The sequence below is a fragment of the Candidatus Methanoperedens nitratireducens genome, from assembly GCF_000685155.1.
Taxonomy (GTDB): domain Archaea; phylum Halobacteriota; class Methanosarcinia; order Methanosarcinales; family Methanoperedenaceae; genus Methanoperedens; species Methanoperedens nitratireducens.
In genome coordinates this window covers 354,607-373,828 of sequence record NZ_JMIY01000002.1, presented here as the reverse complement: position 1 = coordinate 373,828, position 19,222 = coordinate 354,607, and the positions used below count along the sequence as shown (strand labels likewise).

21 protein-coding genes are annotated in these 19,222 nt (G+C 40.5%); 10 read left to right on the top strand and 11 right to left on the bottom strand.

Features of this window, described 5'->3' with window-relative positions; all coding sequences use genetic code 11:
* Both ANME2D_RS05835 and ANME2D_RS05830 read right to left on the bottom strand, forming a co-directional pair.
* The gene (locus tag ANME2D_RS05835; RefSeq protein WP_081810158.1) at positions 1–504 is read right to left on the bottom strand and encodes a CGGC domain-containing protein; all 504 of its coding nucleotides are present in this window, start codon (positions 502–504) and stop codon (positions 1–3) included.
* A 62-nt stretch (positions 505–566) separates the two neighbouring features.
* On the bottom strand, positions 567–1,043 hold the full coding sequence (locus tag ANME2D_RS05830; RefSeq protein ID WP_048089775.1) for a DUF2124 domain-containing protein: 477 nt from the start codon (positions 1,041–1,043) through the stop codon (positions 567–569).
* A 145-nt stretch (positions 1,044–1,188) separates the two neighbouring features.
* Between ANME2D_RS05830 and ANME2D_RS05825 the strand changes: the two genes are divergently transcribed.
* Positions 1,189–1,587, top strand: coding sequence for a rhodanese-like domain-containing protein (locus ANME2D_RS05825; protein WP_048089772.1), 399 nt, complete (start codon positions 1,189–1,191; stop codon positions 1,585–1,587).
* A gap of 15 nt (positions 1,588–1,602) precedes the next feature.
* On the opposite strand, the gene ANME2D_RS18990 is transcribed toward ANME2D_RS05825, so the two are convergent.
* The 3 genes from ANME2D_RS18990 to ANME2D_RS05815 all read right to left on the bottom strand — a co-directional run bounded on the left by ANME2D_RS18990 (position 1,603) and on the right by ANME2D_RS05815 (position 5,564).
* Positions 1,603–1,722 (bottom strand): hypothetical protein, encoded by a 120-nt coding sequence (locus tag ANME2D_RS18990; RefSeq protein WP_394295693.1) that lies wholly within the window; start codon positions 1,720–1,722, stop codon positions 1,603–1,605.
* Positions 1,688–2,026, bottom strand: a complete 339-nt coding sequence (locus tag ANME2D_RS05820) for an ester cyclase (RefSeq protein WP_048089770.1) — start codon at positions 2,024–2,026, stop codon at positions 1,688–1,690. Before ANME2D_RS05820 ends, ANME2D_RS18990 begins: the two co-directional genes overlap by 35 nt.
* Positions 2,027–3,329: 1,303 nt before the next feature.
* Positions 3,330–5,564 carry a hypothetical protein gene (locus ANME2D_RS05815; protein ID WP_048089768.1) on the bottom strand — a complete coding sequence of 745 codons (2,235 nt, stop codon included), beginning with the start codon at positions 5,562–5,564 and terminating at the stop codon, positions 3,330–3,332.
* A 666-nt stretch (positions 5,565–6,230) separates the two neighbouring features.
* Here ANME2D_RS05815 and ANME2D_RS05810 point away from each other — a divergent pair.
* A complete protein-coding gene (locus ANME2D_RS05810; RefSeq protein ID WP_048089766.1) occupies positions 6,231–6,413 on the top strand; it encodes a hypothetical protein in 183 nt (60 codons plus the stop codon).
* A gap of 284 nt (positions 6,414–6,697) precedes the next feature.
* Here ANME2D_RS05810 and ANME2D_RS05805 read toward each other — a convergent pair whose 3' ends face one another.
* The 4 genes from ANME2D_RS05805 to cdhA all read right to left on the bottom strand — a co-directional run bounded on the left by ANME2D_RS05805 (position 6,698) and on the right by cdhA (position 12,111).
* Complete coding sequence (locus tag ANME2D_RS05805; protein ID WP_048089764.1) at positions 6,698–7,447, bottom strand: ATP-binding protein; 750 nt, start codon at positions 7,445–7,447, stop codon at positions 6,698–6,700.
* A 302-nt stretch (positions 7,448–7,749) separates the two neighbouring features.
* Positions 7,750–9,165 (bottom strand): CO dehydrogenase/CO-methylating acetyl-CoA synthase complex subunit beta, encoded by a 1,416-nt coding sequence (gene cdhC, locus ANME2D_RS05800; protein WP_048089762.1) that lies wholly within the window; start codon positions 9,163–9,165, stop codon positions 7,750–7,752.
* A 15-nt stretch (positions 9,166–9,180) separates the two neighbouring features.
* Entirely contained in the window at positions 9,181–9,732 is a 552-nt protein-coding gene (gene cdhB, locus ANME2D_RS05795) for a CO dehydrogenase/acetyl-CoA synthase complex subunit epsilon (RefSeq protein WP_048089761.1), read from the bottom strand.
* Positions 9,733–12,111 carry a CO dehydrogenase/acetyl-CoA synthase complex subunit alpha gene (gene cdhA, locus ANME2D_RS05790; protein ID WP_048089759.1) on the bottom strand — a complete coding sequence of 793 codons (2,379 nt, stop codon included), beginning with the start codon at positions 12,109–12,111 and terminating at the stop codon, positions 9,733–9,735.
* Between the two features lie 233 nt (positions 12,112–12,344).
* Here cdhA and ANME2D_RS05785 point away from each other — a divergent pair, with 233 nt between their 5' ends.
* A complete protein-coding gene (locus ANME2D_RS05785) occupies positions 12,345–12,872 on the top strand; it encodes a cysteine hydrolase family protein (protein ID WP_048089757.1) in 528 nt (175 codons plus the stop codon).
* A gap of 10 nt (positions 12,873–12,882) precedes the next feature.
* Positions 12,883–13,545, top strand: a complete 663-nt coding sequence (gene rnhB / locus ANME2D_RS05780) for a ribonuclease HII (RefSeq protein ID WP_048089755.1) — start codon at positions 12,883–12,885, stop codon at positions 13,543–13,545.
* 160 nt (positions 13,546–13,705) lie between these two features.
* Here rnhB and ANME2D_RS05775 read toward each other — a convergent pair whose 3' ends face one another.
* Positions 13,706–13,951 carry a hypothetical protein gene (locus ANME2D_RS05775; RefSeq protein WP_048089752.1) on the bottom strand — a complete coding sequence of 82 codons (246 nt, stop codon included), beginning with the start codon at positions 13,949–13,951 and terminating at the stop codon, positions 13,706–13,708.
* An 89-nt stretch (positions 13,952–14,040) separates the two neighbouring features.
* On the opposite strand from ANME2D_RS05775, the gene ANME2D_RS05770 reads away from it, so the two are divergent.
* From ANME2D_RS05770 to ANME2D_RS05750, 5 genes are all read left to right on the top strand, one after another.
* Positions 14,041–14,499 carry a bifunctional nuclease family protein gene (locus tag ANME2D_RS05770; protein ID WP_102044957.1) on the top strand — a complete coding sequence of 153 codons (459 nt, stop codon included), beginning with the start codon at positions 14,041–14,043 and terminating at the stop codon, positions 14,497–14,499.
* Between the two features lie 60 nt (positions 14,500–14,559).
* Positions 14,560–15,777, top strand: coding sequence for an exodeoxyribonuclease VII large subunit (gene xseA, locus ANME2D_RS05765; protein WP_048089749.1), 1,218 nt, complete (start codon positions 14,560–14,562; stop codon positions 15,775–15,777).
* Positions 15,774–16,007, top strand: coding sequence for an exodeoxyribonuclease VII small subunit (locus ANME2D_RS05760; RefSeq protein WP_241763311.1), 234 nt, complete (start codon positions 15,774–15,776; stop codon positions 16,005–16,007). The genes xseA and ANME2D_RS05760 overlap by 4 nt, the downstream gene beginning before the upstream one ends.
* Before the next feature lie 70 nt (positions 16,008–16,077).
* Entirely contained in the window at positions 16,078–17,007 is a 930-nt protein-coding gene (locus tag ANME2D_RS05755) for an RAD55 family ATPase (RefSeq protein WP_052368595.1), read from the top strand.
* Positions 16,991–17,347 (top strand): hypothetical protein, encoded by a 357-nt coding sequence (locus ANME2D_RS05750; protein WP_048089746.1) that lies wholly within the window; start codon positions 16,991–16,993, stop codon positions 17,345–17,347. The genes ANME2D_RS05755 and ANME2D_RS05750 overlap by 17 nt, the downstream gene beginning before the upstream one ends.
* Before the next feature lie 668 nt (positions 17,348–18,015).
* Here ANME2D_RS05750 and ANME2D_RS05745 read toward each other — a convergent pair.
* The gene (locus ANME2D_RS05745) at positions 18,016–18,729 is read right to left on the bottom strand and encodes a DUF5714 domain-containing protein (protein ID WP_048090003.1); all 714 of its coding nucleotides are present in this window, start codon (positions 18,727–18,729) and stop codon (positions 18,016–18,018) included.
* A gap of 307 nt (positions 18,730–19,036) precedes the next feature.
* Here ANME2D_RS05745 and ANME2D_RS17890 point away from each other — a divergent pair, with 307 nt between their 5' ends.
* On the top strand, positions 19,037–19,189 hold the full coding sequence (locus tag ANME2D_RS17890) for a hypothetical protein (RefSeq protein ID WP_157833977.1): 153 nt from the start codon (positions 19,037–19,039) through the stop codon (positions 19,187–19,189).
* The last annotated feature ends 33 nt before the right edge of the window (positions 19,190–19,222 follow it).

Genomic DNA, 19,222 nt, shown 5'->3' with positions numbered 1-19,222 from the left:
TTAATGGTGTGTTCCTTCCACAATCCTCACACCTTTTTTAAGGATCATCTGCCTTATCCCATCCAGATGAGGGCATTTAGGATAACTCGATTCCATGAGCATACATGAACTCAGGTGGATCACATCCACGCCGTGCCTGAGAAGGCTGTCCACAAGCCTGTATACCCGCCTGCCAGGGCATCCGCCACATGTGAAGAAACCTATGATCTCGGCATCAGGACCATATTCACTGAAACGTATCTTTCTTTTATTGAACGCCTTAAAGCACGCCACTCCAGGGCATGTCTCACTTACTATATCACACCTGACAATAGCGATCTTCGTGGTCTTTTCATCTTTTCCCATTAAAGCGCCAACACGTTCTGCCGCTTCCTTCACATCCTCTATGGTCACTGTATTTTTGCCTTTTCGCTCTACAGATGTCTCAATACCCATTTTCGCCATTTTGCGGACGTTTTCTGGTATTTTCTCAAGTTCTTTAGCTGCGCCGGGTTCCCATTCCATTGTATCACTTCGTATGATAACGAACACCAATAAAGCTTTCTGAGCATCGAAAATAGAAGTGCCTATTTGAATCCGTATGTTGTAACTTCCATATCGGCATCCATAATATAATCAAAATCTATCAGTTTATCCCAGCATGCTTTCTGGAAGACCCCTCCGATGCAGACCCCGATGATCTGCCTGGCAGGATATCCATCTGTAATATCGTCTATCAGTTTCTTTAAGCCATCTATATCTATTCCCATCTTTGGCATTGCAAGGCCTCCAAGAAGCACGACTGTATCAGAGGAGGGATTTGCTTTTTTACCGAGCTGCATTCCATAGCCTGTGAATTCTACCTGTACCGCCATATCTTTCTCCAGGTTCGGTATAAATACCATCTCTTTGCCTGCGTCACGTAAAACAAAGCCAAGAAGCTCTGCGAACGGGTTGCACCAGCCGGGGCATCCGATGAAGGTAATCCTCTTCCTGCCGCGCATAAGCTTCCTGAACGCTGTGAGCATTCCATTGATGCCTTCTGATGTTTCGATTGGTTTCATGAGATCACAGAGTATGCATGTTATAGCTTAAATACTTAAATTTTTCATCTAAAACTAGCACAGCAGGGAAGAGGGGATCAGGTTGAAAAAGCAAAGACTTGCTGAATGATAATCTTAAATAAAACCAGCTCAAAATAGACCTGAAATGAGAAAGACATATTTTATCATAGCTTTAATATTCTTACTGTTAGCTACAGTGTCCGGATGCATAAGTACCATCCAGGGAAACCCAAAATATGTAGATATCACTGTTCAGCAGGCCAAAGAAATGATAGATCGCGGTGAGATTTTTATTCTGGATGTACGTACCCAGGAAGAATATGATGCCGGACATATAGAGGATTCAACACTAATCCCTGTTCAAGTGATTGATAAAAGGCTTGATGAGATACCGAAGGATAAGAAAATACTGGTATATTGCAGAACAGGGCACCGAAGTGTCCAGGCAAGTGAGATACTGGTCAATAACGGATTTAAAGAGGTTTATAACATGAAGGGAGGAATTATTGGCTGGACTGATGCTGGATATGAAGTGGTGAAATAAAAACGCATTTGAAGGTTACTCTTGTTGCTCTGGAGGACGAACAACGCCCAACTGCTTAAGCATACCATGCTGGTCGTAGCACTCCCATCCCTCCGTAACCTTACCATCGACGATACGATGAATGATTATTGCCATTACTGTCACTTGCCTGTTTGTTGCTGGTATATTCCCGATTTGTTTGCCATGAATCATCGAACGAGAAACCTCTATCAGCTTCGGCAACCGGATCATCGATAATTACTCTCCGATCAGGGAATGCGTTAAAGAACGTTGAGTTTCGTTTCTTGTATCCCTCAAGGTTGACTTTTGAGCCCGGAACATCTTGAACATGGTGAATATAGTTGGGACTGAACAGCTCATCAATTATTGCTAGATTTCCTTTATTGAAAAACTTCTCATAGAATCGGCGTATTATTGCCTTATTCTCCTCTGTAGACATAATTCCCTCCCTGTTCATTCGTTACTTAGTTCAAGATTATCGTTTCTTAAATACTTCCTTGCTGGAGTGAACCCCATTTTGTAATATACGTCCATTCATACCTGCATGAAACTTATAAAGTTGCATACTTGGCACTAATGAAGCTACAACTCCTATAATTAATCTTTAAGTGGAAATTAGAAATTTGATAAGTAAGATTGAGGGATGAGTGATAAAAAATAAAATTATAGAATAGTAATCATTTATAGTAAACGGTAATCATTTATAGTATTTGGAGTATTTAAGCGATAATGGATATATCTAGTATAGCTTTGAATAATTTATCAAATAAGAATAATATCTCACAAAATCTGAACTTAGGTGATTTATTAAGTAATAATTTCTCATCAATACTAGTCATAACCTTTGCAGTACCGGTTACAGCTGTTAGTATTTTAAGTGCAAAATTAAAAAATGGTGCTTCTACAAACAATAGAGACGTAAAAATAATTCACAGTTCAATAGGGTGCTTAGGTATTTGGTTAATGGTGAATGTATCAATTTTAATTTATGTAGGCATATTTAATCCAATTTCTCTTTCCTATAATCAGACAGTTACATTATATTCAACAAGCGGGCTTCTTTTAGTCTTAGTTAGTTTTTTTCTATCTTTAAGGGAATCAATAATCGAGTTTTGCAGATATACATGTGATGATTTATCGAATTTATATAATAAATCGCTACGATTTAAATGTTATATCTCTACTAAGTTCGAAAGCATATCCAACAAGTACCGAAATAGACTCAAAAAATTGAAAATAAATTCGCTTGGTTATTTAAGTAATCAAAACTTGAGGTATGTTCGACAACGTATATTCACAAAAATAATATGTATTCTAATGAAAACTCTCGATAGATTTAAATACCATAAATAGATTACAATATGTATATGACCTAAATTAATCAATTATAATTTTAGCTCTATCTAGAGTAATGAGCTTTTTCGATACATTTAAATACTATAAGTAAATTAAATATATGTGTGTTTGAGAGTTTACCATTTGTTGTAGCATTTATAATAGTATTATATATTATACTACAGGTTATTAAAATTTTTGTTAATGATATTAAATATGTATCAAAATCATACTCTATCTCTGAATACAAAAAATCTTCAAGATATTTCAATGATTCTGCTAGAACTCGCTTTGGTAAAACTTCATTGCCCTTAGATGGTGGTCGAACTACTTTTAAGGAATCAAAAAGTAAATCATTAACGAGATATGATCTCATTAGAGTGAACTCAATATTAAGAAGAGATTAATCACTTTGAGAATTGAGAGTTATAAAGAGATAATATGGAAGTTATTTGATATCTAAAATTAATATCATTTTTTAAATCTCTGTTGATTAAAGATTTTAAAATATAAATTGTATTTGAATCAGTGTTACTTTCTATTATTTCCCCTTTGTTTAATTTAGTATCGATCGCTTTTAAATTGTCAGCATTCATATCAATATTTAGTATGGCATCAATATTATTTAAGATTCTTTCAACAATTTTAAAATACGGATAGAAGGTTTGGTTTCTTATTATATTAATTCTGTCCTTAAAATGTATCTCATCATATTTACTGAAATTACGAATTTTTTTAATAGTTGTAAATAATTCTCTATCTTTTTCAACACTACCCTTATTGATATGCTCACTTATAGAAATAACCCTAAACAATCTAGTCTCAGATAAAATATCATATCCTCGACTATCTAAATAATTAAGCGTACAATTTAAAAAGGATTTCCAATCTGAGAAAAAGACTATTTTAAAATTCAAATAATCAGCGCACATTTCTTCAATGTTTTCATTAATCAATTCAAATTCTCTATTTTTGTACTCATCAAATAGCTCTTCATCATAAGCATTCGTTCTTTTAAGATTATCTTGAAATTTTTCGATATCATTATCAAAATTATCTCTTACTATTTTTTTATAAGGTGTAACTATCTGATCTCGGTATCTATTTATTAAGATATGACCTATTTCATGACCTAAACCCCACCATTTTTCAGGCATATATTTATATTCAAAAGGTATTGAGATAACCTCCCCAATATTTTGGCAGATAAAATCAGGTTCTGAACCAAAAACACAAAACCCACTCCAGTTTTTCTGCGAGGTTCTATTAATAATTTCTCTAGGGATTGCCTCAATTGCTAAAATAATTCTTTGAATTCCCCCAAATTTTTCAAATCCAGTGTGTTTAGATTCCATTAAGTAACTCATTTGCATTCCAGAAATACGTTGGTATATTGAAAATTCTAGACTTTGGATTACTTTTTTTAGTTGCTCCAATAAAATAACTCGTCTTCTTTTTTGATCAAAAATTTTTGATGCATTATAATTAATTTCAAAATTAAGTTCTTTTACTCTATTAATATTACTACCTAAATTTTCAAATAAACTCTCTAAGTTAGAATAAAGTGATTTGGTATAAAAATCATTTTTTAATTCTAGATACTCATTATGCAAGTGTCTAATCTCATTTTCTAGAATACATATTAATTCATCACACGTTGGGATTTCAATATTCTTATTATTGCGATTAACATTTATGGTTTTTAAATCTACCGAATAATCTGAAATATTTATTTGTGATAGGTTGGTATTTGCTGGAGGAATTTGCATTGGTGAAAAAATTGTATTCGTTTTAGTAATAGTTGTTATTTTTCGAACCTCTAAAACAAATTTTACAATATTATTTAATTCAGAATTAACAATTGGCAATCGAATATCAAATCCACCAAAAATCAACCCAATATCTTCTTGATGATTTTTGTATATATTAATCTTATGTTCATCAGCTAGTAAAAGTAGTAATTCTCTTATAGGATAATCAATTCTTGAGCGATGAGTTATTAATATTTGACAATTAGGAACCATTTCTAATTTTTTAGTATTCCAACAACCCCATATGATCGCAGGAATTGTGGATATATCCAAGATCTCATCGAATATTCGTATAGCATATACAAATTTAGATATCTCCTTCAGTGAGGGTGAATTTATTATTAGAATTATTTCATTCCAACCTAAACCTCCAAAAACTTTAATTTTAATGTCAGTTTTATTTGAAATCTCTATTATTTTTTTAATAACTTCTTTCTCAGTTTTAATAGGGTTAATGGTATAATCATTTAAAGCTAATTTTATAGAGCTAACCCCCCAACAAAAATCCATTCCTTTAAAATCTATATTTTCTTCCCATGAATAACCTACTATATAATTAGAATCAGTTATATAATCAATTTGAGATATCTGTTGACATATTCTCTCAAATGATACTAAATTTATATCTAATTTATCTAGATTAAAAAGAATGGCTATATCAAAGTGACCAAAACATTTTAGTATTTTTAAATATTTAAAATTCAAATTTAATATTTTATTTTTTAGCTCCTGGATTATTATCTCTTCATATCCAGATTTACTTTGTAAGAAAATCGCTAAAAATGGTTTTTCACCAATCAAATAATCCTCTGAGTTATATTTGGTCATCATTCATATTCAACCACATTTTATTAATATACTTATACCAGTACTCCACATTATTAAATATTATCCTACTTTTCGCACAATTATTTAGTGCGAAATATGGTTTGGTTCATTTGACCCTCTTCACATAGAGTACACAGTACTTGAGGTGTGGAGGTCAAAATGCAAGATAGGTATGTAACAGAAGGAAGTATCAGTACTTATAAAAGTCAAATTCAATAAATCACTATGCATAGCTTAATTAACTTTGTAAATGACAATAATGCTGTCTTACGAAGTTAATCAACTTCTATATAGCGATTTTATCATTTTTGTTTTACAATTACTGAGTATAGGAAGAGAAGAATTCTTTTATTATCGACTTCTGTAAAGTTTCAATCTTCCGCCAATAACTGTGAAGGCTATAGTTGAGGTGGGAAGAAAGATTTTCTTAAAATGCAGAACATAAAGAAATTAGCCTTACCATAAATGCACCGGAAGACCTTGTCGTTTATCAAAAACAAGGCCTAGCTGGGAAGTGAACCCCATTCTCCTCGCAATCTCCCCGACTCCATGCAGCGCCACCGAATCGCACGGTTCTCCTGTGCTGGCATCTCGGAGAAGGTAAAACATCTCCATCACCTTTTTATATATTCGATGCATTGTTTAAATTAGTCGATCAGGTGATATTACGTGCCTTTAAAAGAGTTTAGCCGATATTTGGAAAACAAAAATTTTGATAATATCCTTCACAAAGGTAAAAAAGAGAGCTATGAACTCATGTTAGCACAGGGAGTCGCTCCTGTTGCATTGTTTATATCTAAACTAATGATAGAGGCGATACAGCAGGAAGAAAGCAAGCATGCACTATCTTGACACTTCAGTATTGTTAGTCTACACACTTGCTCAGGTTCTTGAAGAAGAGCGATATGTGCATGTTTCAAAATTGTTTAAATTGGTGAACGCTGAGAAAATCAAAGCTATCACATCATTTTATGCTTTGCATGAGTTGTTCATAATTGCCATACAAAATGCCCCTGATCTTGAAACAGGCTCCAAATTCGGAAAAGAGGCATTAAATAAGGTATTGGAAACAAAGATAATCCTTGCGCCACTTTTGAACAGAGAGGACAGAATACTCTATGCGCAAAAGTTTTCCTCTACAACCCCATTCTCCTCGCGATCTCCCCGACTCCCTGCAGCGCCGCCGAATCCTCAGGTAATTCAGTAAGCGGCCTGCCTTCAAGATCAAATCGGGCAAGCGTCTCATCAAAAGGCACAATGCCCACAAGGTCCATCCTCAACTCCCTCGCGTACTCTTCTATGCGCGCGCGGTTCTCAGGCGTGACCTTGTTGGCGATCACATGCATTTTCCTGATATTCAGGTTGAGCGATTTAGCAAGCTCCCGTATCCTCTCTGCTGTCTGCAAACCCCTGCGTGAGCCGTCGGTAACGACCAGGAGTTCATCCACATCCCGGATTATCCTGCGCGATAGATGCTCAAGCCCTGCCGCGGTATCGATTATTGTCAGGTCGTAGTTTTTAAGCACCCTGTCCATTATCCCGCGCAGGAGGTTATTAGCAAAGCAATAGCATCCAGAGCCTTCAGGCCGCCCCATCACCAGGAGGTCGTACCTTGACATTTCTGTGAGAACCTCATAGATTTTGGATTCCAGGACCCTCTCCTTATTTGTATCTGGAGGCATCCTGTCACGCTCCTGCAGCATGAACTCCCGCATATCCCCTATGGTCTTATCGATTTTGATGCCGAGCACATCAGGCAGGTTGGAATCAGGATCTGAATCGATAGCAAGGAGCGTCTTTTTTCCCGATGTTAGGTGCTTAATCAGCATCCCTGCTACTGCGGTCTTGCCTGTTCCGCCTTTGCCTGTTATTGCAATTACTCTCATATATAATCTCAATAAAATTTTAACAAAATACTTTGCGTTCTCTGTGCTCTGGTATGAAAAAGTTCAAGTTCAATATATCGCATCTTAGACTCAGATGTGGTTCAGCTAATATAAACAACGAACTGGTACGAACTCGATACGAACTCGAGCTGATGAGTTCGTTTAAGTTCGTTTTGAGTTCGTTGTTAATCGGCTTTTTCATTGTTATCTATGAACCAGTTCATAGCCGACTTTGCGGTGAAATACATCTAGTTACCGCAAAGCACGCAAAGGGCGCAAAGACTATACTTTTAAAATTCACTCTATTTCTCTTTGCCTCGAAGTATAATGCGGTCAATAGTAATCTTTGCGTTCTTGAAAACAAGCTTCACACCCTCGCCTCCGAGCTGGAACTGCGGCATTGCAGGCATTCCAGCAGGCATTCCCATAGCAGGCGCAGGCATTGACCATGTTGGTGCTGCTGCCGCTGCAGTCTCACCTGGCGCTGCCTCAGATGCTGCCTCTTCCTTTGCCCAGCGCTGGGTTATAGGGTGCTGTTTTTTCTCAAGATAATCCCGAAGGGTCTTTAAGTCATTGACTTCTTCCTCTGTAGGTATCTTATCCACAAGCTCAGGAGGTATATCTGCATTTATTTTCTCCCTCAGGTTCTTTGGCATCCAGACAACCCGGTTCCAGCCTCCGTCAGCCTGTATGAACTTGGGCGAGCGGAAATAGTTTATTCCAACGCCAAGAAAACCTATGATCTGCTTTCCTCCGCCTGTCTGGCCGGCCATTGTTGAGAAGGCAAGACCGTTTGGCGCATTGCCGCTGAAATCGCGGTCAACCCATGCGATACCGTCCACCTCAGGAATATAGAATCCCACTACCTCAAAGCATCCGCAGCTTGTATGCGGGTATTCGAAGAACGAATGAAGCTTAATGCGGGTATATTCGCCCCCTGATAGAGAGGCGGCTTTCTCATTGACACCTGAATATTCTCCTCCGGTCTCATCAAGGACTTCACCTTTTTGTATGGCGAACTGCGGGCCCTCTGGATCTACCTTGGCAGCAGCACGCCCATCAAACCAGTTGATTGCTCCGCATAAGGATATCCTGTCCGGGGTCACAACGCATACATTCGTGGGTGCAAAGCTCTGGCACAATGTACAGCCGTAGAACACATCCACATCCTCATCATGCAGACCTCGCGTCCTTGCATCCCTTGCATCGTAGATTTTTACGGCCTCAGCCCTTTGCTTCTCAACCTCATCAGGGTCTGTGATATAAGTGGCCTCTATTTTCTCAATAAAAGGCAGCTCATTCTTAAAAAGCATCATAGTCGCTCTGGCTATCTGCTCAAACGATTTTAGTCCTTTTTTAATTGAATCATTGCTTATCCGCACCCAGACATCATAGCGCTGGTTCAAGTGCATATACCCCTGGATATAGTTCTGGAAATCATGGTTTCGCCGCTCCACTATTGCCTCAAGGTCAGGCTCGACTAATTTGCCAGCGATCCGGTAGATCATTACATAGGGGTGTCGTGAACCCTCCTGCATATCGGGCAGGTCAGGTCCGATGAGGGTAAACTTTCCATCCTCGATCTCATCCAGACCTGCTGCCCTGACAAGCTCAAATCCCCGCGACTTCGGTCCTGCGAGTTCAACATACATATCATCTTTTCGTACACGCTCACCCTCAAACATGGGTGAGATTTCAAAGGGAAATTCATTTGCCATAATCTTCATCCTGTCTTATTGTTTATCTTTTCGTAACTCTGCTATAATCTCATCAAGCGCTGCAATAAACACATCGTTCTTCAGGTTACCGAACGACATATCTGCATTCGGGTGATAGTACCTATCCATAGATATTACTTTTATTCCTGAGAAATTCTTAATGGCCGATATAGCCTGCGATGCGTAATAATATGTTATCCCAAAAAATGCCACAAGGTCGTATCCGCCTTTTCCATCAAATCCAGGCCAGCCGGGATCGCACAGGTACGATGCAAGTGCGTGCATGTTCTCGTAGTGGACATCAAGCCCTTTATCTCCGAGGGACGTGTAGGCGTTCCCAACAGCAGCTATCTGAACTCCTGTTTGTCCTATTGCAACTGCTCTTTCAAGCACATCCCTGTCGTGAACCTCAGAGCCCACGATCAGAAGCGGCCGCTTTGCTTTTGCAAGCATTTTTCCTGCTACAGAAGGCATCACAGCTTTTGCCATCTTCGGCCCGGGGATATTGCCTGTGTCAAAGGGTACTGCCTGGCGCGTTGTATCTATTGCCTTTACAGCCGAAGTCATTTATTTACCTCCTTTGCACAGCCTGGGAACATTGGTAGGCTGGAATGAGACGTCGACCTTCCTCAGCGGTCCTTCTGTTATCTTTTTCTTATCCCAGTCGATCTTCCATCCCTTCCCCTCAAGCAACTTAATGAGCTGCTCCCTCTTCGCAACAGGGAGATCGGCCTCGCTTCGTACATATGTATGCCAGTCATCAGGCATCTTTTTGAGGTACTTTTCACTCAGTTCTATATAGTGTGTGAGTTTGATAGCCCTTCCAAGGCTGTTATCGCTTGGCCTGAAGCACAGTTTTGCAAGAAGCGGCATCAGCTCTTCTTTTGTCCCTGCCGTGATCAGGAGATGTTCAGGTGCAGGTTCAACATTGACCACAGAGCCATCCCTTGCATCCAGTATATTCCAGTTCTCTTTCCTGTAGGGTTTGCCTATGAAAGCTCGCCTGTATTTAGTCCCGTGCGGCCCTGCAACTACAGGAATGCCAAGCCTGTTGCATCCTGTGGCGATCGCAAAAGCCTTCTGCGAGTACGCGCCCCAGGCTACCCCAACCGCTCCAATTCTGTTCAGCACATAATCAGCAATCTCCTCCCAGTTTCCTTTCGTTTTTCTTCCTGCGAATATGGATGCCACTTTTATCGTGGTTGCAGCGATGTGAGCATTTGAAACGCATGAGCCTGTGTTCAGAAGATTACCTTTTATAAACCTGCCAGGATAGCGCTCATAGAGTGTTTTTCCTTCCTTATCCTTATACATTCCTATATCCATTGCAGCGCAGCCTGATGATACGATGATATAACTGCGCTGGAGCATCTCTTCAACCACATCGTATACATCTCTTGTACCGTCGGGATAATTGCCGCAGCCTACAAAGGCAAGCACGCCAGGTGTGGTGCCGAGTACAAGGTTTCTCCCTTCTTCACGTATCTCGGGGTCGCCTATCTGTCCTCTTCCAATCCTGACCTTGCCCCTCTCTTCTCTTATTACACGCTGGGATGCCTTCTCGATAACATTCAGCACAGGGATATCAACAGGGCAACTGTAATCGCACCGACCACATCCCACGCATTTGTCGTGCAGTATCTCAAATGGCGCAAGGTCGCCGCTTACTGCCGCCACCATCGCATCCGCTATAGGCAGGCCCTGTGGACAGTCCCTGGTGCACTGAAGGCACTTTGTGCATTTCGCAACGAGTCTCTTGAATTCATCCTCATCTGGAAGCGCAGTCAATCCTTTGGCTTTCCTTATGGGCCCCATTTTCATGGCAAGCTTTGGAACCAGGTCTCCTACCTTCTCAAGATCAAGGATCAGAGCACCTGCGTGTTTTCCGCTCACAAGGTCATCTATAATAGCATCAACGCTGTCATTTGAGCGGTCAGGCAGACCATATGTGATTTTTTCATTGGTGGCTATTACCGGAATATGAAGTCTTTTTGCTTCCTTCAATATATCTGCCCGAACGCACTGCTCATCAGTAACAAGTACATCGGGTATGCCTGACCTAATATATTTTAATTCCTTGCTCATAGTGCCGATGACCTTGGCGGTCTTGTTATACCGGGTCATATCATGGGCAGTACAGCACAGTCCTGCAATCTCTATTTTATCAAACAACCCTTCTCTATCCATATAATCAAGAATATACGCTGGTGCAGCAATATTGTGCCCCACGCATATTACCACAGGCTTTTGGGTATCAAGGATGCCCATCCCTATCTCTGCCATGGGTGTTTTCTCATCTGATTTTGGAAGTCCCATGCATGAGATCTGGATGATATCAGCCACTTCCATCCCCAGAAGATCAAGCATTCCTGCATGAAGAGCCTTGGATTCAAAATCCCGCGCTGCGCCCTCCTGTCCTGTATTGGCAGCAGCGGTAAGCTGGGTCAATTGCTCTTCAACATAGTCAAGCACGGGAAGAAAATCGCCTATGGTTACTGGCTGAATGCCCATTATTGTCTCTGTAAGCGGGGCTTTTAAATTGCTTGGGCCAACATCTATAGGATGATCTTCGCCATATTTTTTAATAAGGTAATTAAGGAGATGGCGCCCGTGGGCGGTGTGGCATGCTGCTCCCATTATGCTTGTAATCAGGGCCTGTCTTGCGGATTGTCCCTCAAGGTCAATGCCGCATGCTCCCTCCTTGTTGCCTGTTAGGTCGCATTTTCCATATGTACAGTAATCGCACATATCGCTTGTGGGTGTGTATACAGGATTATATCTATCAAGCAGGCGATAGTCCCAGTCTCTTAAGCTTATAATCTCAGGTCTGGGCGTAGGTCCCTCCACCTCAGACCCGGCTTCATGCCCGTGCTCAACTATCCTGCCTATGTTTATCTGAACATTTTCCAGTCCTTCTATTACGAAACTTCCTTTCTTAATTATCATCTATTATCTCCAATGATTGTGAATAGTTTATTGGCTCTCCTGTCCTGACTGCTTATCTTAATATTATAATTTACCAATTCTGTTTCAGATCTTGTTCCACTAATGTGTTTAACCCCATAATCCACACTAATATACTTAAATGTTATTTATATTTATCATTATCGTCAATTATATACATTAAGTAACACAAAGACTTAAGTAAATATATGCTAACATTAATCCTGAGTGGAAGCATGAAGAAAGCAATTATCGTCGTGGACATGATAAATGATTTTGTTACTGGAAAACTCGGAAGCGCTCAGGCACAGAGAATCGTGCCGAACGTAGCGAACCTTATAAAAAAGGCAAGAGAGCAGGGCATTCCGATTATATATCTGCGTGATGCCCACACTGCAACTGATAGGGAGATGAATATCTGGGGAGAGCATGCCATGAAAGGCACAAGAGGCTCAGAGATAGTACCAGAGCTCAAACCTGAGAAGACCGATATTGTAATCGAGAAGAGATGGTACAGCGGGTTTGTTGATACTGAACTCCCATCCGTTCTTAAAAGGCTGGGCGTTGATACCCTGATTATTCTTGGTGTCAGTACAGATATCTGTGTTCAGAATAATGTCGGTCATGCTTATTTCTCAGGGTACAGAACAATCGTGCCCCAGGATTGCACTGCTTCGATAGATGAAAGAGACCAGGAACAGGCAATTAAATACATGAAAAACATCTATGGTGCAGAAATAACAAGTTCAGATAAAGCACTGTAGATGAGTTTTAATGATTGCAGGAATAGATGAGGCAGGAAAAGGGCCTGTACTTGGCCCCATGTGCGTTGCAGGTGTACTGCTGGATGAGAAAGAACTTGGTGCACTGGTTAGCCTTGGTGTAAAAGATTCAAAACAATTGACACCTAAAAGGCGGGAGGCTCTTGCAATCAGGATTAAGGAGCTTGCAGACAGGTATTATATTCTGGAGGTCAGCCCCCTCCAGATCGATGAACTTAGAAAAGTAATGACAATGAATGAAATAATGGTAGCATGCTTTGTGAAAGTCCTTGATGAGCTAAGACCGGGACATGCTGTAGTGGATGCAGCAGATATTAACGCTCTGCGCTTCGGGGAGAATATAAAGAGAAAATATACAGGGGAGATAGGGATCACATCTGAACACGATGCAGATAAGAAATACCCGATCGTATCAGCGGCCTCCATCCTTGCAAAAGTGCAAAGGGATGCATTGATTAAAGAAATAGAAAAAAGAGTTGGTTCTGAGATTGGAAGCGGATATCCCTCAGACCAAAAGACTATCAGGTTCCTTGAGAAATGGATTGCAGATCATGGTTCACTTCCGGAATTTTCGAGAAGCTCATGGGAAACTGCAAAGAGGCTACTCAAGAAAGCCCCTGCGGGGGCAAAATTATTAACAACGAACTTATACTAACTCAAAACGAACTCCAAGAGTTCGTTCCAGTTCGTTTATGTTCGTTGTTTTTAGACTATCAGATTTCAAGATGAGGAGGAAGAAATGCGTTTATACTTTCCTATACGTTGAAAAATTTAATAAAAATCAAATGAAGATTGATTGCTTTTAGTTATCTGGATTATTCTTTGGCTTCTTTCTTTTCCTTTGCCATCTCTATATCCATCTTGTAATCGTCATAGCCCATCCATGCGATGATCAATCCTACGAACAGGAGAAAGAGACCGATAGTGCCTTTCAATAGAATTTTAAGTTCTTCCCAGTAGCCAAAGAATCCACCTATCTGAGGGCCAGTGTACCAGATAACACCAATCGCCAGGATAACTATACCTGCCAACATCTTTAATATATTACTTGTTGAAGACATAATATCACCCACTGTCTTATTGTTTTATCCCATATAAAGTTTTTTAATGTGCTATAGGAAAACTTATTATCCCTCCTATTAATAATACTATGATGAACGGGACAATTCTGCCAGTTACTATAAAAGGTGTGTATCTCATTGAGAAACAGGGTGGCCCGGTGCCGCTGGTGCTTCTTGAAGACGGTGCAAAACGCATAATGCCAATATATATCGGATTATCTGAGGCGATATCCATAAACGCTGCTTTAAATCATGAGATCCCGCCAAGACCGATGACGCATGATCTTTTTATTTCTCTGCTTGAGCGCACGAGTTCAAAGATCGATGATATTCTTATAGATGAACTGAACGATGGAGTTTACTATGCAAGAATGTCTGTCTCGATGGATGAGAAGAAATTTGAGTTAGATGCAAGACCGAGCGATTGCATAGCCATTGCGCTTCGCTGTGATGCACCAATCCATGTCAGGGAAAGCGTACTCTCTGCGGCCCTGATCGACAAGGAAGAGCTGGAGGGTACTATATCGCTTGATAATTATCTCTCTTAATTCGAATACTTTCACCTTGCTATAGTAAACCAGATAACTACCAGGGTAGATTCTAAGGCCATGCTCTTTGAAGAGAAAGGCATCTATGCTGTCCACGAGTTTACCCTGGCGGTAAAGAGTATACTAACAGGCAGTCAACTGAATGATGTATGGATAAGGGGTGAGATATCGAACTTCACAAACCATAGCTCTGGCCATCGCTATTTTACATTAAAGGATAAGAGCAGCCAGTTGCAGTGCGTTATGTTTAGATGGTACGGTCAGAACCTAAGGTTTGAGCCCAGATACGGAATGAAGGTGATTATCCTTGGAGATATAGATGTATATGAGCAAAGAGGCCAGTACCAGTTCAAGGTAAGAGCGATTCGACCTGATGGCATCGGGGAACTTTACAAGGCATATGAGCAATTAAAGAATAAACTTGAGAGCGAGGGTTTGTTCTCTCCTGTGCATAAAAAACCACTGCCAAGATTCCCAAAGAAGATAGGCGTGGCAACATCACCTACGGGGGCCGTCCTTCATGATATACTGACTGTTATAAAACGCCGGTACCCCACAAGCGTGTTATTTATCCCTACGATAGTGCAGGGCGAGACTGCTGCTAAAAGCATAGTGCGCTCAATCTCTGTGCTGAACAACACTGGTGTTGATCTGATAATCATGGGCAGGGGCGGAGGTTCTATAGAGGATCTCTGGGCTTTCAATGAAGAGATTGTGGCGCGGGCGATCTTCAATTCAAAGATCCCGATTATATCTGCCGTGGGACATGAGACAGATTATACTATTGCCGATTTTGTAGCAGATCGTCGTGCTCCGACCCCATCCGCTGCAGCAGAGATCGCCGTCCCTGATAGGCAGGAGCTGCTCAATCAAATCAACAGGTTAAAGTACAGGTTAATCGAAAAGCAACGATACATCCTGAATGACAGAATATCTCATCTATCCGGGTTAAGGGCTGATATAGAGCCGTATCTACTCATGGAACGATTATCACATTATATGCAGTATATTGATGAAATCGCCCAGAGACAGACCCTGGGTATAAGGAGGATACTGGATACGAAGGCATCTTTATTCATGGTACATACGAGTAAACTTGATGCGGTCAGTCCGCTTGGTACTCTCTCAAGGGGTTACAGCATAGTGTTAAAGCTACCAGATAAGATACCTCTAAGAAGTATCCATGATGTTGAAAAACAGGATGAGATTCAGATAATTGTAAATGATGGAAGGATCAGGTGCAATGTAAATGATAAGGAGGTATACAAATGGAAATGAGCTTTGAAGAGTCACTTATGGAACTTGAGAACATAGTAGAAAGGCTTGAGCAAGGGCAGCTTTCTCTTGATGAGAGTCTTTTGCTTTTTGATAAGGGAATAAGACTTGTCAGAGAATGCGATACCATGTTGAAAAATGCCCAGCAAAGAGTGGATAAACTAATAGAAGAGAATAATGGATTGGGATCTGAGCCATTTGAGTTGCAGGAAGAGAGCACGCTGGAAAAATAACTATCAATCATTTTAGTTATTGTAGCAAAACTATAAATATGCTCCAAACATATACGTTGGAGACTAATAGATGATAAAAACGGGTAGAGTCCCTACGGGAATATATGGTCTTGATGATCTGATGGGCAGAGGCTTTCGAGATAATACTATAAACATAGTCCGCGGAGGCACAGGCGTTGGAAAAACTACCTTCGCATTACAGTATTCGCTATTTGGCCTCAATCGAAGTGAAAAAGTAGTCTATGTCTCCTTTGAGATGTCGGAGGAGCAGATAATCAGGGACTGCTGGGATATGGGATGGGGAGAGATTGAGGATCATATTGAGCAAGGGAACCTGAAGATAATCCATCTTTTTGGAGAAGATCTCACATTTCCTGCTCTGGATCTTGTAGAGATGATTAAAAGGTCAATGTCCTCTCAGAACCTGAGAGTAGTAATAGATCCATTGACATATCCGACTTTTTATTCTGAAAAAGAGAGGAGAAAATCCCTGAGCACGATATTCCAGGAATTGCGCAAGATCGGCACTGCCCTGGTAACGCTTGAGGACCCGGTAGATGTCACACCAACATACAGTATTATGTCCCAGATAGATAAGCCGTACTTATCTGAGAGCCCAACAATGCCCCTCTATTTAGCTGATTCAGTAATATATCTGCAAAATCTTGGTTTTGGTGAGATGTATGATAGAACACTTAGAATCATGAAGCACAGGGGCTCAAAGCATGATTCTGGTCTTTACCCTTATTATATAGAGACAGGATTGGGAATTGTTATAAAGGCATCAGAGAAACAGATAGATCGAGTAAGACCGAAAACTAAATTCGATGAGAAATTTAAAGAGGCAATCGAAAGGTCAAGAGCTATGGGAGCGATCGGAGAGAGATTGTCGACAAGGATCGGAGCTTTGCAGAAGAACTGGACACATAATGAAGATCCTTCACAAATCCTTGATCTGGTCATAAGGGAAGAGAATAAAGAATATGGTAAAAGAACTTGAGGAGGCCCTGGATGCGTTATATGATATCGAGGGGGTTGAAGCATGCATACTCTACAGAATAGACGGTGTGCCTGTAATCCTCAGAGCCAGAGAGTATAGAGAGCAACTTTTAGAGACCATGTTCTGGCTGGAGAAGCAGATAAGGCATGTGCTCGGGGAGATGAATAAAGAGGGTCTGGAGGAGACTTTTTTTTATTTCAGGAAGCACAGGATTATGATAGTACCTTCCTCGAAATCTACTGTACTGGTGACGGTCACAGAGGCAGAGGCGAATCAACAGCTCACCTCACTGGAGACGCTGCGCACAAGCAGGATTATTAAGAGATGTGTTACTATGTAGCACATACTCTAATGTTCAGACTACCAGGGCAGATTCAGGGGAGAAGATCAGAATATAAACAAAAAGGAGTATTTTTATTACCCTATTTATTTCTATTTTACAAAAAACATAGCAAATTGATAAATAACTTCTCTAAGGGTAAGCTTTATACAATATAAGCTTTAATAAGGCTAATAAAGAACCAATTGATATCGTCTTTGCTAATATGGGGGTAATAGCATGATCTCTATCAAACAATACAAATGCCCAAAATGCAAGCATAAAATGCCAGTAACTAAAGCGGAATTCATTAAAGGAATTGCTATGGTATCATGCATTCACTGCGGTATGGATGCATTTACTATACAAGAGACACTATCTAAATTATAAAAATAGGATGGGAGTATGTTCTATCTTATATTACTGAGGTAAATTATGAAACAGACAGAAGAAAATAATGAAGAATACGATGAGGATGAAGAAGATCTGCGTCGCTTTCTGCGAGGTGGGTTTGGTGCCAAGTGAGAGCAGGGATATCCAGGTACTGATTGTTGCTGATTGTTGGATGTACTCGCAAAGAAGCGAAGTACTTAATTCTTAGAGCATATGCAAATCCAATTACAAAGACTGTGAAGAACAGAATGCTTACAACCACTGCCATCCAGTCTCCGTACCATGCCATATCTATCTTATTGCTCTCCAGCATAGTATCTGCAATCAGCTCTGGCACATTGCTTATTCCTGGAACTGTGCTCGCATTTGAGCTTAGAGACTGGGGTATGCTCAAGCTCTGTGCCGAGCACCTCTCTGAAGTACTGAATTGCCGATTCAATTGCAGCAAACGTACTTCGCTTGCAGCACCTTACCCCTCTGTTTATTGCTATTGCAGCAAGCGCTCTTGAGGTCATCATATTTGCAGTCCGTCTCTCATGATCTGTTAAGGGACTGGCCTTCAGTATGGTGCTCATGGCTATGCCTGTAGCTATGGCCGCAGCATCAGCGCCATATAAACCGCAATAGCCGCCCGGTACTGTAGCGCCACGCCTTATTGCTTCCTTGATTTCTTCATCTGTCACTTTTCCTGTGAGATTCTTGTAGGCAGTAACAAGCACTGCTGCAATCATGGCATGATGCTCAGGCCCGTGCATGGGCATGGTAGGATGCTTCATAATGGTTTTTGCCATCTCCATGGGATTCGTTGAGCCTGAATTCTGGCAGAACCTGGTGATTATCTGTATAGAATCCCTTGCGTGGCACTCATTGCATACATAATGACCCGAAGGACAGTGTATGTTGGCAGATTCTGCTCTACCGCAATAGGTGCATGTTGCTCCAATGGCGGCTGTTAAATACGCAAGTTCCTCGCCGCATATCATACAGTTCTCAGTTTTTTTATAGTCCATATTCGCATTGTAAGGCATTTTCTAATATATGAGTATTATTGCAGCGAGAGATTCTGGAATTCACCAGGCATCTTCTGGCTTTTTTCTTCAATTACCACCAAAATACTCTTATAGCATGAGATATAACACATCAATTGGGGTAATGTAACTATATTATAGATAATGTTGAGTTAATCAGCTATTATCTCAGAGATATGGTTATGATTACCAGGGTAGGTCAGGGGGAGACCGATTCGACCTGATATCGAGCAATAGGAAGCTATAAATTAGCTTTAAAAGAACAAATTCAAAATAGGGAGTGATATAAATGGCAGGAAGAGCTGCGGAAAAAGAGGTATTCATGAGAGCAAGAGCAGGTAACATAAGTGTTTCATTTCCGACCGAAGATGAGTCTCGGAATTGGGAAGAGCGCTTTGTATCAAAGCTCAAAGAGGGTGGATATAGGGTTAGACAAGAGTAGAATCAGAGAAGACTAAAACCAAAAGAGGGAGTG